Annotated in this window: 11 protein-coding genes and 1 other annotated feature; of the genes, 7 read left to right on the top strand and 4 right to left on the bottom strand. The window is 42.8% G+C overall.

The genetic code is table 11. The annotated features are described in order from the left end of the window. The first annotated feature begins 48 nt into the window (after window positions 1-48). Entirely contained in the window at window positions 49-1,044 is a 996-nt protein-coding gene (gene ysxE / locus GFC30_RS14155; RefSeq protein ID WP_238583520.1) for a spore coat protein YsxE, read from the top strand. On the opposite strand, the gene GFC30_RS14150 is transcribed toward ysxE, so the two are convergent. Further along, a complete protein-coding gene (locus GFC30_RS14150) occupies window positions 1,009-1,197 on the bottom strand; it encodes a hypothetical protein (protein ID WP_066326512.1) in 189 nt (62 codons plus the stop codon). The two genes, ysxE and GFC30_RS14150, sit on opposite strands and share 36 nt — an antisense overlap. 141 nt (window positions 1,198-1,338) lie before the next feature. Continuing rightward, window positions 1,339-1,570: a binding site (T-box leader), on the top strand. Between the two features lie 37 nt (window positions 1,571-1,607). Here GFC30_RS14150 and GFC30_RS14145 point away from each other — a divergent pair. The 4 genes from GFC30_RS14145 (at window position 1,608) to GFC30_RS14130 (ending at window position 9,977) form a co-directional block, all read left to right on the top strand. Beyond that, a complete protein-coding gene (locus GFC30_RS14145) occupies window positions 1,608-4,250 on the top strand; it encodes a valine--tRNA ligase (RefSeq protein WP_066326510.1) in 2,643 nt (880 codons plus the stop codon). Window positions 4,251-4,311: 61 nt separating this feature from the next. After that, window positions 4,312-5,607 carry a bifunctional folylpolyglutamate synthase/dihydrofolate synthase gene (locus tag GFC30_RS14140; RefSeq protein ID WP_066326509.1) on the top strand — a complete coding sequence of 432 codons (1,296 nt, stop codon included), beginning with the start codon at window positions 4,312-4,314 and terminating at the stop codon, window positions 5,605-5,607. Between the two features lie 64 nt (window positions 5,608-5,671). Then, entirely contained in the window at window positions 5,672-9,109 is a 3,438-nt protein-coding gene (locus GFC30_RS14135; RefSeq protein WP_066326507.1) for an Ig-like domain-containing protein, read from the top strand. Between the two features lie 19 nt (window positions 9,110-9,128). Next, window positions 9,129-9,977, top strand: coding sequence for an ankyrin repeat domain-containing protein (locus GFC30_RS14130; RefSeq protein WP_066326505.1), 849 nt, complete (start codon window positions 9,129-9,131; stop codon window positions 9,975-9,977). 9 nt (window positions 9,978-9,986) lie between these two features. On the opposite strand, the gene GFC30_RS14125 is transcribed toward GFC30_RS14130, so the two are convergent. From GFC30_RS14125 to GFC30_RS14115, 3 genes are read right to left on the bottom strand one after another with little or no spacing between them, the layout of a single operon-like run. Next, on the bottom strand, window positions 9,987-11,615 hold the full coding sequence (locus GFC30_RS14125; RefSeq protein WP_066326503.1) for a hypothetical protein: 1,629 nt from the start codon (window positions 11,613-11,615) through the stop codon (window positions 9,987-9,989). 14 nt (window positions 11,616-11,629) lie between these two features. Continuing rightward, window positions 11,630-12,196, bottom strand: a complete 567-nt coding sequence (locus GFC30_RS14120) for a PilW family protein (protein WP_066326501.1) — start codon at window positions 12,194-12,196, stop codon at window positions 11,630-11,632. After that, window positions 12,180-12,788: a type IV pilus modification PilV family protein gene (locus GFC30_RS14115; protein ID WP_066326498.1), complete on the bottom strand. Its 609-nt coding sequence runs from the start codon at window positions 12,786-12,788 to the stop codon at window positions 12,180-12,182. Before GFC30_RS14115 ends, GFC30_RS14120 begins: the two co-directional genes overlap by 17 nt. Window positions 12,789-12,899: 111 nt before the next feature. Here GFC30_RS14115 and GFC30_RS14110 point away from each other — a divergent pair, with 111 nt between their 5' ends. Both GFC30_RS14110 and GFC30_RS14105 read left to right on the top strand, forming a co-directional pair. Then, window positions 12,900-14,072, top strand: coding sequence for a hypothetical protein (locus GFC30_RS14110; RefSeq protein ID WP_148660409.1), 1,173 nt, complete (start codon window positions 12,900-12,902; stop codon window positions 14,070-14,072). 18 nt (window positions 14,073-14,090) lie between these two features. After that, the gene (locus GFC30_RS14105) at window positions 14,091-14,852 is read left to right on the top strand and encodes a PRC-barrel domain-containing protein (RefSeq protein ID WP_066326494.1); all 762 of its coding nucleotides are present in this window, start codon (window positions 14,091-14,093) and stop codon (window positions 14,850-14,852) included. The last annotated feature ends 2 nt before the right edge of the window (window positions 14,853-14,854 follow it).

The raw sequence follows: 14,854 nt of genomic DNA, 5'->3' as shown, positions 1-14,854 counted from the left end.
ATCCAATTGTAAAGTGGGAGATTTTTTATGGAAAGGGAGGTGGATTAGTTGCAGCGGAGCGATATAGTTATCCTTTCGCATTATCCTTTGCACGTAGTGCGAATCGACGACTACGGAAAAGTGAAGAAAGTGCATGCGGCGGAAGGGACGTTTGCGCTAAAAAAAATTGACGACGTTCAGCAACTCCACGCCATTGAGCGAGCCGCCTTTTTTTATCGGTCACAAATGCTGCCGATATACTGGTCGAAGCGCGGTACGCTATTTGTCACGGAAGGAAATGACTATTATTATATGATGCCATGGGTCTCTGTTCGAGAGCAGCCGACAGCCGAAATGATTCTTGCTTTTTTCCGCGACCTTGCTTCGCTCCAGCAAAAAACGTTGCAAGAAATCCATGTCGACGAAACCGAACTGAAAAACTACTATGAAGCAAAAAAAGCGGCGTGGGAGGAGGAAAGAACATTTTTGCAATCGTATGTGGAACAATGTGAGCGCGAATGGTATATGTCCCCGTTTCAACTGCATTGTTGCACGTATTTCCATGAAACGATGCAAGCGTATTGGTTTGCAGAAACGAAGCTAGAAACGTGGTACGAAAAAACGAAGGAATCTAAAAAATGGCGCATTGCGTTTGTCCATGGGAACGCCCGCTTTTCTCATTACGTACCGCGCGAACAAGGGGGGCAGTTTTTTAGCTGGGAGCGGGCAAAATGGGCATTTCCGCTTGTCGATGTAGCGGTCGCTTTAGATGAATATGTACGAACGCCGTCGGTAGACGATGCGTGGGTCGACGGCTTTCGCGAATATGAAAAAAAACTTTCCCTCCGTGAGGAAGAGCTTGCTTTTTTCTTCAGCCATGTTGCTTCTCCGACGTATTTATATCGAGTCGTTTCAGATTATGCGGAGAAACGGAAAAAAAAACAGAGCGAATATCGCGCCGTTTCCAAGCTGCAGCATGCTTATTTAGTGATGAAACGAACGGAACAACTCCTTATGCGGATGACGACATTAAATCCACTCGAGGTGGAAAGCGACAGCCAATAAAACAAGAATGGCTAATAAAAGAACGTCGAACGTCGTCGGTAACAAAATGGTGCGAATCGCTTGAAAAACGGTAATTGGAATAATGACTTGTGCACAAATGGCGCGGAGTTGGCGAAGCCATGGTGGCCATGAATATGGATTAAATCGTTTCACGTATTATCCCCCCTTTTTATACAGTATGAAACGACATCTTTTTTGTCACCAAAAAGCAAAAACGTGCATAAACCATTAAAAACTTGGAAAAGATGATTGACGATGTCATTCGTTTTTCGGTAGTATGTATAATGAATAAGACAAAAAGCGAAGACAGGGAAGAGTACAGCGCGAGCGCCTGCAGAGAGGGAAATCATTTGCTGCGAGATTTCCTAGGATTGTACGCGTTGGAAGGTCGCCCTTGAGCTGCTTCTTTGAACAGAAAGTAGAGGAAGCCGGTCGAAAGCCGTTATGCGATGAAGTGCTTAGGTAGGAGTATGTCCTGCTTAAGAAAAAAGGTGGTACCGCGAGAGAGTCTCCTTTCGTCCTTTTCGGATGAAAGGAGTTTTTATTTTGTGAGGAGGGATAATATGGAAGAAAAACAACTAACGATGTCGACAAAATACGACCACAAAGCTGTCGAAACGAACCGTTACCAGTGGTGGCTTGACGGAAAATTTTTTGAAGCGACGGGCGAAGAAGGAAAGCAGCCGTTTACGATCGTCATTCCACCGCCAAACGTTACGGGGAAATTGCATTTAGGCCATGCGTGGGATACGACGCTGCAAGATATTATTACACGCATGAAGCGGATGCAAGGCTATGACGTGTTATGGCTTCCAGGGATGGACCATGCCGGCATTGCAACGCAGGCGAAAGTCGAAGAAAAACTTCGCCATCAAGGGATTTCCCGCTATGATTTAGGCCGTGAAAAGTTTGTCGAAGAGACGTGGAAATGGAAAGAAGAATATGCCGACCATATTCGCTCCCAATGGGCAAAATTAGGGCTCGGTCTCGACTATACGCGCGAGCGTTTTACGTTGGATGAAGGATTATCGAAAGCAGTACGCGAAGTGTTCGTCGCCCTTTACAAAAAAGGGCTCATTTACCGCGGCGAATACATTATTAACTGGGATCCTGTGACCAAAACCGCTTTATCGGACATTGAAGTTATTTACAAAGATGTGCAAGGGGCGCTATATCATATGCGCTATCCGCTCGCAGACGGATCGGGCTACATTGAAGTCGCGACGACCCGTCCGGAAACGATGCTTGGCGATACAGCGGTAGCGGTGCATCCAGAAGATGAGCGCTACAAACATCTCATCGGCAAAACGGTCATTTTACCAATCACCGGTCGGGAAATTCCGATCATCGGCGATGAATATGTCGATATGGAATTTGGTTCGGGGGCAGTGAAAATTACACCGGCGCACGACCCGAACGACTTTGAAATCGGGAACCGCCACCATTTGCCGCGCATTCTCGTGATGAACGAAGACGGCACAATGAACGACAATGCGATGCAATATAAAGGCTTAGATCGGTTTGAATGCCGCAGGCAAATCGTGAAAGATTTACAAGAACAAGGCGTGTTATTTAAAATCGAAGAGCATATGCATTCGGTCGGTCATAGCGAACGAAGCGGCGCGGTTGTTGAGCCATATCTTTCAACGCAATGGTTTGTTAAAATGAAGCCGTTAGCGGAAGCGGCAATTGAACTGCAAAAGACGGAAGGAAAAGTCAACTTTGTTCCAGAACGTTTTGAGAAAACATATTTACATTGGATGGAAAACATTCGCGACTGGTGCATTTCCCGTCAGCTTTGGTGGGGACATCGAATTCCGGCTTGGTATCATAAAGAAACAGGTGAAGTGCACGTTTCCCATGAGCCACCGGCAGACATCGAAAATTGGGAACAAGACCCGGACGTATTAGATACGTGGTTTAGCTCCGCGCTTTGGCCGTTTTCGACCATGGGCTGGCCGAACGAAGAATCAGCGGACTATAAGCGCTATTATCCGACAGATGTGCTTGTGACAGGCTATGACATCATTTTCTTCTGGGTATCTCGTATGATTTTCCAAGCGCTTGAATTTACAGGCACGCGTCCGTTCAAAGACGTGCTCATTCACGGCTTAGTCCGCGACGCGCAAGGTCGGAAAATGAGCAAATCGCTTGGCAACGGCGTAGACCCGATGGATGTCATTGACCAATATGGTGCCGATTCGCTTCGCTACTTTTTAGCGACAGGCAGCTCGCCGGGGCAAGATTTACGTTTCAGCACAGAAAAAGTGGAAGCGACGTGGAACTTTGTCAATAAAATTTGGAACGCGTCACGGTTTGCGCTCATGAATATGGAAGGATTCACGTATGATGATATCGACCTAAACGGAGAAAAATCAGTCGCCGATCATTGGATTTTAACGCGCTTAAATGAAACAATTGATACGGTCACGAAGCTGGCGGAAAAATACGAATTTGGCGAAGTCGGCCGTGCGCTTTATAACTTTATTTGGGACGACTTATGCGATTGGTACATTGAAATGGCGAAACTACCGTTATATGGCGAGGACGAGCAAGCGAAAAAGACGACGCGTTCTGTATTGGCGTACGTACTCGACCAAACGATGCGCCTTCTCCATCCGTTTATGCCATTTGTAACGGAAGAAATTTGGCAGCACTTGCCGCATGAAGGAGAATCCATTACGGTCGCCGAATGGCCAGAAGTTCGCCCAGAGCTTTCCAACGAGGAAGCGGCAGAAACGATGCGATTGTTGGTCGATATTATTCGCGCGGTGCGCAACGTTCGTGCGGAAGTAAATACGCCGTTAAGCAAGCCGATTACGCTTTATATTAAAGCGAAAGATGAGCACGTAAAAGCGACGCTAGAAACGAACCGGGCATACATCGAGCGCTTCTGCAATCCGAGCGAACTAATCATCGATACGACGATTCCAGCGGTCGAAAAAGCGATGACCGCCGTTGTCACAGGCGCTGAACTAAGCCTGCCGCTGGAAGGGCTCATCAACATTGAAGAAGAAGTGAAACGTCTCGAAAAAGAATTGCAAAAGCTTGATCAAGAAGTCGAGCGCGTGCAAAAGAAATTAAGCAACGAAGGCTTTTTAGCGAAAGCGCCGGCGCATGTCGTCGAAGAAGAACGGAAAAAAGAACAAGACTACTTGGAAAAACGCGAAGCAGTACGCGCCCGTCTTGCACAATTAAAACAATAGCTTTATGATGAAGACGAATCGGTTTTCGGTTCGTCTTCATTTTTGAAGGGAGGAAATTTTCATCGTGAATACATATACAGAAGCAGTGAACTGGATTCACGGACGGTTAAAGTTGGGGATAAAACCAGGATTAAAGCGAATGGAATGGATGCTTGAACGGCTAGAGCATCCGGAACGTCGATTAAAAGCCGTTCACGTCGCAGGGACAAACGGGAAAGGTTCGACCGTTTGCTATTTGCGCCATATTTTACAGGAGGCGGGATATTCCGTTGGGACATTCACCTCACCGTATGTGGAGCAATTTAATGAGCGAATTAGCGTAAACGGCGTGCCAATTTCCGATGAAGAAATTGTGCAGCTTGTGAACGTCATTCAACCACTAGCCGAAGAATTAGAACAAACAGAACTCGGTGGACCGACGGAGTTTGAAGTCATTACGGTGATGATGTTTTATTATTTTGGAAAAATGAACGTGCAAGACATTGTCATTATTGAAGCAGGGCTTGGTGGACGATTGGACTCAACGAACGTCATTTATCCGCTTTTATCGGTGATTACAAACGTTAGCTACGATCATATGAATATATTAGGGGAAACGATAGAAAAAATCGCGTTTGAAAAAGCGGGAATTATTAAATCCGGCGTTCCGGTCGTTACCGGCGTCGAGCAAGAAGAAGCACTTCATGTTATTCAAGAAAAAGCAAAACAATTGAAAGCAAAAACGTACGTGTTAGGCAACGATTTTGTCACCAGCGACGTTATTTCTTTTGAACATGGCGAACGGTTCTCCGTTCAGACAATGTTTGCGAACTATCCAAACTTGACGATTTCGATGCTCGGGGCGCATCAAGTAAAAAATGCAGCGTTAGCGGTGATGGCGGCAGATTATTTAAGAGTGTATTATTCGTTTATCATCGAAGAAGAGGCGTTACGAAACGGATTAGCAAAAGCGAAGTGGATCGGACGGTTTGAAACGCTGTCTGACAAGCCGACGATCATCATTGACGGGGCGCATAATGAAGCAGGTGTCGAAAGTTTAGTCCAAACAGTAAAAACGCATTATCCCGATCGCGATGTTCATTTGCTTGTGGCAGCACTAGCCGACAAACCGCTCGACAAAATGATTCCGCAGCTTTCTCGTATCGCGAAGACAATTACGTTTACGTCGTTCGATTTTCCGCGTGCCGCAACAGCCGAGCAACTCGCACAATTGTGCAAACATCCGAATAAAACGTGCTGCGACGACTGGAAACAATGGTTGACCGACGCTAAAAAAAGCAAAAACGATCGCGACCTTTTCTTAATCACTGGCTCGCTTTACTTCATTTCAGATGTGCGGAAATTTTTGAAAAATTAATATCTCTATAAGAGCGATTGCTGGTATAATAGAAGAAAATGGGTCATTGGAAGGAGGGGAGAAAGTGAGAAAAACACTTTCCGTACTTTTGTCGGTGTTGTTGCTCATTCCATTTTTTTCTTATATTTCCATCGGTCATGCTGCTACTAGTCAAGTAGTGTATGAAGTGTTGGAAATTGTTAGTCAATTATCATCGCCGTCACCTTTGCAAAAAGAAATTGGAAATCGCAAAGATATAAATATCACTACGATGACAATGAAACGATTTGTTGCTTTGCGTGATGAGTTGGATGGAAAATATGATGCAATTGTTATTTCGACAGGAGACTACAATCCTGCTCCGGTCAACTCATCTCCAAGTTCAAGTGACCAGCAACGTAAGACTGCTCATGATACGAGAAACGTGCTGAATGACATAACTAATTTACGTGCGCAACAAATGAAACAGTTTTATATTGATAAGGGACTCCCGGTATTTTTACACAACGATATATTAAAATATCAAACAAGTAAACTATATAGATATTTTTCACAGTATAAGTCCCAACCTGTTAGTAATGTTATCTTTTTTCAAGATAAAACGAATTTAGAAAGTTATTTTGCAAAACTTGGATCTAACCATTATGTAGAACGCCCGAGGATAGAGTTAACTAGCATCCCTTCCTCTACTCAAGTCTTTAAAAAAGGCGACAGCATGACGATTAGTTACCAAATTACGAACTATAAAGATTTTGCTAATAAACTGTTGACGGTTAATTTGTATATTGATGCGGATTTTAATGACAAATATACGAGTGAAGAAATTGTTGCCTCCAAACAAGCGCAAGGAGACACTGGAACGATTTCGTATACGTTCCCAACCGGTTTTTCTGGCGTTCGCTATTGGAAGGTTGAAGTTGTCGACGAATCAACGGCATTGAAGGATTATGAAAAAGGATATGTGAAGTTTCAGGACGTTGTTCCAAAAATTAACGTATTGCAAATTCGACGTGGAGAGGATGCGAGTTCGCTTCTTAACAGCAAAAATATGAATCCGACTTATTTCAAAAGAGCGAACGAGTATGACATTTCGATTGATGTCACCACACTTGATAACTTCCAAAAAAGTAAAGTGTATGAACCAAATTATTCCCACGAGTTGATTAACGGGAAATACGACATGATTATTTTTGGGTTTGCCGATTGTTACAATGGGTGTAGTAACCCAGTGAATTTAAATACGAACGCTGTTCAATCGGTGAAAAACTTTATTGCCACTGGGCAAAGTGTAATGTTTACCCACGATATTATGTATGGTCAAAACAATGTATGGGTAAATCAATTTGGAGCAATTGTTGGGCAAATCCAGCCTCAAACGGATTTAGGAAGAGGTGCTCCTTATACGTCAACGAGCACCACAAAAGTCAATAGCGGGCTAATGACAGATTATCCTTTCACACTAGGAAACAATATTACGATTGCGACAACCCATAACCAATACTATACGCTCGATTTAGAAGACGAATCAGTCATCCCATGGTATAACATTTACGGCTCGCCGCGGGACATATACGACAGCTGGAACCATTATTATACGTATTCGAAAGGAAATGTCACGTATTCCGGAACAGGGCATGTTGGGACAACTGCTGCTTTCCCAGATGACGAGCAAAAATTGTTCGTCAATACAATGTACCGAGCGTTTCTCGGGTCAAATCATGCCCCACAGCTGACGGTGTTTACGCCGAGTGATGCAGATAAAATTCCGAGCAACCAAAATATTGAACTTTCTTATAAAGTAGAGGATTTAGATTTAACCGATCGTACGTTTTCAACTAAAGTGTGGCTGAACGGAAACGAAGTCTACTCTCAAAGTAACGTGCCAAATGGAACAACGATTATTCGTTCTATTCCACACAATATGCCAAATGGCGGGGTAGCAACAATTAAAATTGAAGCAACAGATCCAAAAGGGGCGAGAGTGACAAAAGAATTTCAAGTAACGATTGAAAAAATATCTGCAAACATTGAAGTAAGCCGGACGTTAACATCAACACTTGTGCCAGTAGATAATGGAATAGCGATTCAATATACGCTTAATCCGAAACAAGTATCATTGACGAGCAATTTGCCGTTAAATGTCACGAACATTCAATTTCAAGAAACGTTGCCAAAAGGGGTAGAAGTCGTTTCGTTGCCTACGGGATTTACAAAGCAAGGAACGATAGACCAAGGATATACGATTAAAGGGACATTACCAGATATTCCATTTACCAAAGTAGGAACAGTATATACAGCGAACCCGCAAACCTTTACCATTCAAGTAGCAGCGAAGCAAAAAGGAGAGTTTGCATTGCAGCAGGCAACGCTTTCCTATAAAGACTTAAATGGTCAAACAGTCAATCTATCATTTAATCCGCTACGGTTTGTCGCAGATTATAAAATTACAGCTGTGTCGCTTCCAGACACTGTATTTATCAATCGCGGCGTACCGAAAAATTTAAATTTGCTATTGAACGTATTGCCGCAAAACGCGACGATTTCGTCTATTCAATGGAGTGAAAACAGTAATGGTTCTATCGTTTCCATTGACCAAAACGGTGTTTTAACCGCGGTCAATAAAGGAAGTGCAGAAGTCACCGTCAAAGTGAGAGACGTATTTGGCAACGAACAAATAGCAAAAACAAAAGCAATTGTTCGTATCCCGGTTGACTCGATTTCGATTAGCGATTTTGCTGTAAACGTGGGGGAAACAAAAACAATTCCGATTACGGTTTCGCCATCTGATGCAAAAGACAGTGTTTCCTACTCGATTGGTAATTCGCTTTATGCACAAATTAATCAAATAAATGGAACGATTACAGGGCTAAAAGAAGGGACTACAACGTTAACAGTCACTACTTTTAATGCGAATGATGAAATCATTCAGAAAACGGTGAATGTAACCGTTCAAGCAGTTCCGGTAACTGCTGTAGTCGTTTCGCCAACGACAGCAAAAATCAATATTGGTGATGCGATTACCTTGTCTGCATCCGTTGTACCAACAAACGCTACGTATAAAAATGTACAATGGAGCTCTGACAATCCGAATGTCGCGACGGTTGATGCGAATGGAAAAGTGATAGGAATGAGCACAGGAACAGCAACGATTACCGCAACTGCGCACAATGGGGTAAAAGCAACTGCCGTCATTGAAGTTGGATCACCGCTTTTAGGCATTTCGCTCCCGCAAACGTTGACGGTCGAAAAAGGAAAGACAGTAAATGTATTGTCATATATAACGAAAACACCAGCAAATGCAACAACGAAAATCACAAGCTATCAATTTAGTGTAGAAAACAGTTACTATGCGGTTGTCGATGCTAGCGGTGAAGTCACTGCCAAACGATTAGGAGCAACACTTCTTACTGTCCAGTTAATCGATGAAAATATGAAAAAATGGACGGCAACAACAATGATTAAAGTAGTGGAAAATGCAACAAATCCATCTAAAGGCAGCAACAAAAACGGCTGGCTGTACTAGATAAGGACGTGATGCAGCTATGAAAAAAATCGCCATTGCCATGATTGCACTGCTCTTTTTAAGTGGCTGTTTCCAAACAAAGCAAGAGAAACACGAACAATTTATTCAAGCCATTCAAAAAGGCGACTTATCTGCCGTTCGGGATTATATCAAAACAGAAAAAGAGATTAATTTTCAAACAAAAAACGGAACGCCACTAGATATTGCAATGAAAACGAAGCATAAAAAAATTGTTGTTGAGTTATTAAGAGCAGGAGCGAAGTCGGCGTATATGCCGCTTCCCCCGCTCAGTTTTACAATTGCGTCTGTGCTGCCACAATCAGAGGAGACGAACGAAGAACTCGTAAAGCAAATGATCAACAAACAAACAGTGAAAGAACGCGATAAAGACGGCAATACCCCCCTCCATTATGCTATTGACAGCGGGGATATAGAACTCGTCCGTCTACTTGTGCAACATGGAGCAGACGTGAATGCGACGAACGAAGCGGGAACTACCCCATTGATGAAAGCTGCCCAGTTTGGTCAAACGGAAATTGTTAAATTTTTATATGCGCATGGGGCGGATATAAATCGTACAGATGACCAAGGCGAAACTGCTTTATCGAAAGCGGTAGAAGGGAATCAAGTGGCAACGGTGCAATTTTTGCTACAAGCAGGTGCAAATGTAAACATAAAAACAACGATTGGAAAAACAGCGTTAATGACGGCTGCTGAGTATGGATACGACAATCTTGTTTCTCTCCTTCTCCGACATGGAGCGGATGTAAACGTGAAAGATAAGACAGGAAATACAGCTTTATCGCTTGCACAATATTGGAAGCACGAGTCAATTATTCGGCAGTTAAAACAGAAAGGAGCTCGGTAAACCGAGCTCCTACTTTATTTGCAATTTATCTGGAATTAATGCTAATTTTTTTACAAGTGGCAACCCGAGCCCTCGATTAATGAATACATTCATGTCATGTTTGACGACAAACCTAGCTTGCTCGGCTTGTTGCTCTTCAGGTAATAGAGGTGGAGTAAAGGAAATATTTGTCCCTGTATCTGCTGTTGCCCCGCGGTATGCGTTAATGACAAGACCGGTCGAGTCGGTGTCGGGAATCAGCTGTTCTGTCCCGTTCGCAAATAATCCCCCTTGGATGTTAATATAGGAGCCGACTGCATAAATAATCGCATTTGAATCGGTGTAAAAAAACCCTTTTAAGTTCGGAGTGGTCAAAGAGAAGTTATTTTGAAATTCGTTAATGCGTGCAATTTGCAATTCCCCTTTTGTCAATATGACCACTTCTTTCCCATTCAGCCCAGAAATTACGGCGTTATAAATCGACGTATTTCCATCCACATAAATGGTTGCATCAAAGGCGACGTTGCCGCGAATATCTAAGTTTCCTAAAATAATGATATTCCCTTTTAGGTTAAGCGGTGTTGTCCCGCTATTTTCTAAAAATACGTCCCCGCTCACAATGAGCCATTGGTCGTCATTTAAATGGAGAGAAGTTAAGTCAAGATAAGGGGAACCATACCCTTCAAACAAAATGGACTTGCCGCTATTTATAGCGTTCGGTAAGTCTTGAATATCGTGAATAACAGCAAATTTTCCTTTTAGCGCCGTTACTAAATTAGGAATGTCTAACTGTATAAGCGATTTGTATTGTTCTTGATCGTTTAAGTTAAACGAATTAATCCCCGCCGCACTTAGCAATTTATCTTTCAACGTAAAGTCAAAGTTGACGTCGATAAATTCTTCTTGTTCCTTTTGAACGACCGGGCCTGTATATTGGAACGGTAAAGTAGAAGGATTTATGGTAAAATTTATTTCGTTTTTCATAAAGTCAGAACTAGACAAATCGTAACATGCTTTTGCCCCATTTTCGTGATCACATACATAGCGATTTCCGTTCACAAATAAAATGCTCGTCTTGCTTGTCGTTGGAAACGACGTTTGTTTGCTGTATTTTAATGAATTGTAAATATAGTTTGCTGTATTCGTCAAATAAAAATCGTTGCCTGTATATATGTTTCCATCGATATACGCCCCGCCGTTTAATGTCACGTCTTTTCGTGACCCAACCGCATATTTCAAAAAACTAGGCGTGTTTGTAATAATGATTTTTCGCCAAACCGTTTTTGTTCCATACGGTTTGGAAAGGAGATAGACGCGCGTAAATAGTTTCGTTCGATCAATATTGTTGTCTGATGTGACGTCTTGAATATTTACCCCATACCGTTCGGTGAGTTGTTTTATAAACCCTGTTTCGCTATTGCCAAGATCGACGTCTAATTGGAGCGGGGTAGTAAGTGTTAATCCCTCGATTTTCACCTTGATCTCCGCAATCGTTTCTTCAATCGCTTTCGTCGCTTCATGTAACGATGTCACGTCCTCGACGCGTGTTTGTGTAAATTTTGCTTGATATAGGCTGACAGATAAAATCGTTAAGCCAAGCATGAAAAAAATCGTAACGATGAGCAATGTTAAAACGAGGCTATATCCTTTTTCGTTCATCTTTTCCACTTCCTTCAAAACCCAAATTCCGTTTTTAACGTAAACGGTCGAATATAAAGCGGGCTACTTGGCGAATTGTGATTGCTGTCTTGAACAGAGAGCACAATCGTTACAACCCCACTTCGGCATATGTTCCCTTCTTGGCGTACGCACGTATACGAGAGTTTCGATTGATTCGAAATAATTTGCAGGCGATCCGAACTAATCGGTTGCCCATCAATCAGCAAGTGATCGTTTTGTAAGGCGATCGGGAGAGATTTCCCTGCTGTTTGTTGTTCTTCGACAAGCCCTACTCTCGTATCAATCGTTTTTTGTTTATTGTTCACAAAGACGAGTTGAGTGTTTGTCGTCGTAGTTGTATCGATCCCGTCTGGCGCAAATTCATATAAGCGATTTAAGACAATCGACATCATATAATCCGACTCGCTGCGCAGCTCATTTTCGATTCCGATTCGCTGATACGTTTTCATCCCGCTCATAAACACGTTGTACATCACTCCAACGATAAGAAAAGAAATCGTCACCGCCGCGAGCAACTCTAGCAAAGACAATCCTTGTTCGTTATTAACGAATCGTTTCATTAGCAATCACACCTTCTAGCCACTCTGCTTGGTCGTCATCGTCTCCCCAGCGCACGATAACGTATATTTTCAGTAAATATTTTTGTAAGTTTACATCGCTATTTTCGATCGTTTCCGCTGCTATTTTCTTTTTTAGCGATGCAGGAAATTCTGTTGGCGGCGATTGAACGAATTTATCCCATTGGGTGGTATCGTTATAAGGAATAACAAACACATGAAGCCGAGTTTCGTCGTATACGATGTTATTTATTGTCGGACGAAAAATCGCTTGACATACTTGCTCGCTTTCAAATAATGAAGAGCGACAGTTGGACGCATTAATTTCTGTGTATGGCTTGTTTGTCGTTGCCATATCTGTTTGGACGTATTGTTGTAGCGCTGTAAAATCAAGCCGCTCCATATACGCTAACACTCCGCGCGCCACATTCACCGCTACCGTTTTCCCTTGGTTGTATGTCGTATATTTCATCGCATTTGTAAAAAAAAGAAAAATTCCTGTCGCGACGGTAGACAAAATGACAATCGACGCTAGCACTTCAATTAACGTAAAGCCTTTTGATCGATGGAGGACAATAAATTTCTTTTTCTCCATTTTACATACCTTCTTTCAAAATATGTAACTTTATTATACAATATGTTAGAGTCGAGTATTGTTTTATTTTTAGGAAAATTGTCTTAGATGTGTTGGAAACGGGGTGAAACATTGAAACCGGTTTTATTCATATTGCTTGCATTTGTCGTCGCTATTCCACTTTTGTTTATGCTGCCACTTGGCTTAAGTCGGCGCGGCAAAATGGTAGCGCTTTTTGTGTCGTTATTGTTGTCACTACTTGCGGCTACGGCATCTGCTGTTTTCCCGCTTTGGCAATTAAGCTTGCTATTGCTGTTAATGGCGATTGCCATTACGTACGTATTAGACCGGCGGTTCGGGCATGTGTTATATGCAATCGTAGAAGAAGAGGATGAGTTGTTCACAGTGGAAGAAGAAGCAATCGCTGTACAATCATTTGACAAAAAACAGCAACTAGCGCCATCGTTTCCCAATCTTTCGGACGTGCAACTAAATGCGGAAACAGAAACTATAGCGGACGAGCTTGCACCATTACAACCATCGGATAGTGAGGTGCGTGATGGTGCTGAATTGGATGACTGGCTAGAGGAAGATACTCTTGAAGAGAATTCGATAGCAGCAGAAAAAGCTCCCGATGCATGGACAGAAGAAGACTATTTACCGCCGCTTTCGTTAGAAGAATACGAAACGATGACAAAACCGGCAGTAGCGGACGATGTAGAGAACGACGATACGTTTGAGTGGTTAGAAGACAGTGAACGTCTTGATGAATTGGAAGAAAAATTGGAGCGAACATCAGATAATTCACTAGAAGAAACGACTCTCCCAATAGAACTGGGGCTTGACGCTCTTTTAGAAGAAGAGGGGGCATTTGAACGAGCATCGGACAATTTGATGGAAGAAACCATTCTTCTAGAACCAAAGCTTGGCGCTCTCTTTGAAGAAGAAATCGTTCCTTCAGAATCGTTGGATGAATTGCTCGAAGCTGACGAACCGACCGAACAATTGGCTACTTTGAACGTCGCCTCGATGCCGAGCGAATTGATGCAGACGATTATCGATGAACTTCACTTTATTCGCCAATTCGTTGGCGGAAACGAATTTGAGCAGCGCCTGCTTCAATGTATGCAACCTTCGTTATCCGACCACGACTATTATGTATTTGCAAAGATGCTCATCGAACACTATCTTTTCGAAAAAGAATATGATAAGCTTTCCTCGTGGCTTATTCATTTACGGGAGAGATTTTCCCGATATCCAGTTTTATTAGAAGAAATTCAATTTCTTTCTCATATAGAAAAATAATGGACAGGTGTGGTGGAGATGAAACGTAGTGCACAAATTATGGGGCTTCCAATCATCAGTATTTCCGACGGGGTTCAAATCGGAACAGTCAAAACGTTAGTCATTAATCCAGAAAAAGGATCCGTTGACTTTTTGACGATTGAACAAGAGGACGTTCAATTTAGCTTAAAGGCGATTCCGTTTAAAAAAGTCGTCGGTATTGGCGAATTTGCGGTGACGGTAGATGACCATAGTGCCGTCATTGATTTAGCAGAAATTCCGATTGCGAACCAACTTGTGAATAAACAAATTCGCATTAAAAACACGAAAGCGATGACACGAAAAGGTCAGCTACTTGGTGAAGTGACGGAATTTTTTGTTGATGAAGAAACAGGTGAAATTATTGGTGTCGAGCTTACCACTTCCGACCGCCAAGCAGCACTCCCTGCGGAATTTGTACTCACCTATGGGAAAGATATTTTAATTGTGAATGAAAACGCGGCTTCCGCACTTGTGGAGGAAGCGGAACTGCTTTGGAAAAGCGAATCATTGGATCAAGTACTAGCAACGGAAGAAAAACGAGCGGAAACGGGAGTCGTAAAAGAAAAAGATGCGCTCCAAGCGTTGCGGGAAAAGCAAATTGAAATTTTGCAAGGAAAACGCGTAATGAAAGATATTGTTGATGCAAACGGCAACGTCCTCATTGCAGCAGGGACGGTATTAACGGTCGACGATATCGTCAAGGCGCAAGAGGCAGGACCGAGTGTCATTATTGACGTATCGATGAACGTCGATGCGTAAAA

The sequence above is a fragment of the Anoxybacillus amylolyticus genome (genome assembly GCF_001634285.1).
GTDB lineage: Bacteria > Bacillota > Bacilli > Bacillales > Anoxybacillaceae > Anoxybacteroides > Anoxybacteroides amylolyticum.
The sequence above is the reverse complement of the archived record's forward strand: the minus strand, read 5'-3'. Positions and strand labels throughout refer to the sequence as shown.

Coding starts and splice junctions, on each gene's coding strand:
- GFC30_RS14145 (WP_066326510.1), top strand. CDS start 1,608: ATGGAAGAAAAACAACTAACGATGTCGACAAAATACGACCACAAAGCT.
- GFC30_RS14130 (WP_066326505.1), top strand. CDS start 9,129: ATGAAAAAAATCGCCATTGCCATGATTGCACTGCTCTTTTTAAGTGGC.
- GFC30_RS14125 (WP_066326503.1), bottom strand. CDS start 11,615: ATGAACGAAAAAGGATATAGCCTCGTTTTAACATTGCTCATCGTTACG.
- GFC30_RS14120 (WP_066326501.1), bottom strand. CDS start 12,196: ATGAAACGATTCGTTAATAACGAACAAGGATTGTCTTTGCTAGAGTTG.
- GFC30_RS14115 (WP_066326498.1), bottom strand. CDS start 12,788: ATGGAGAAAAAGAAATTTATTGTCCTCCATCGATCAAAAGGCTTTACG.
- GFC30_RS14105 (WP_066326494.1), top strand. CDS start 14,091: ATGAAACGTAGTGCACAAATTATGGGGCTTCCAATCATCAGTATTTCC.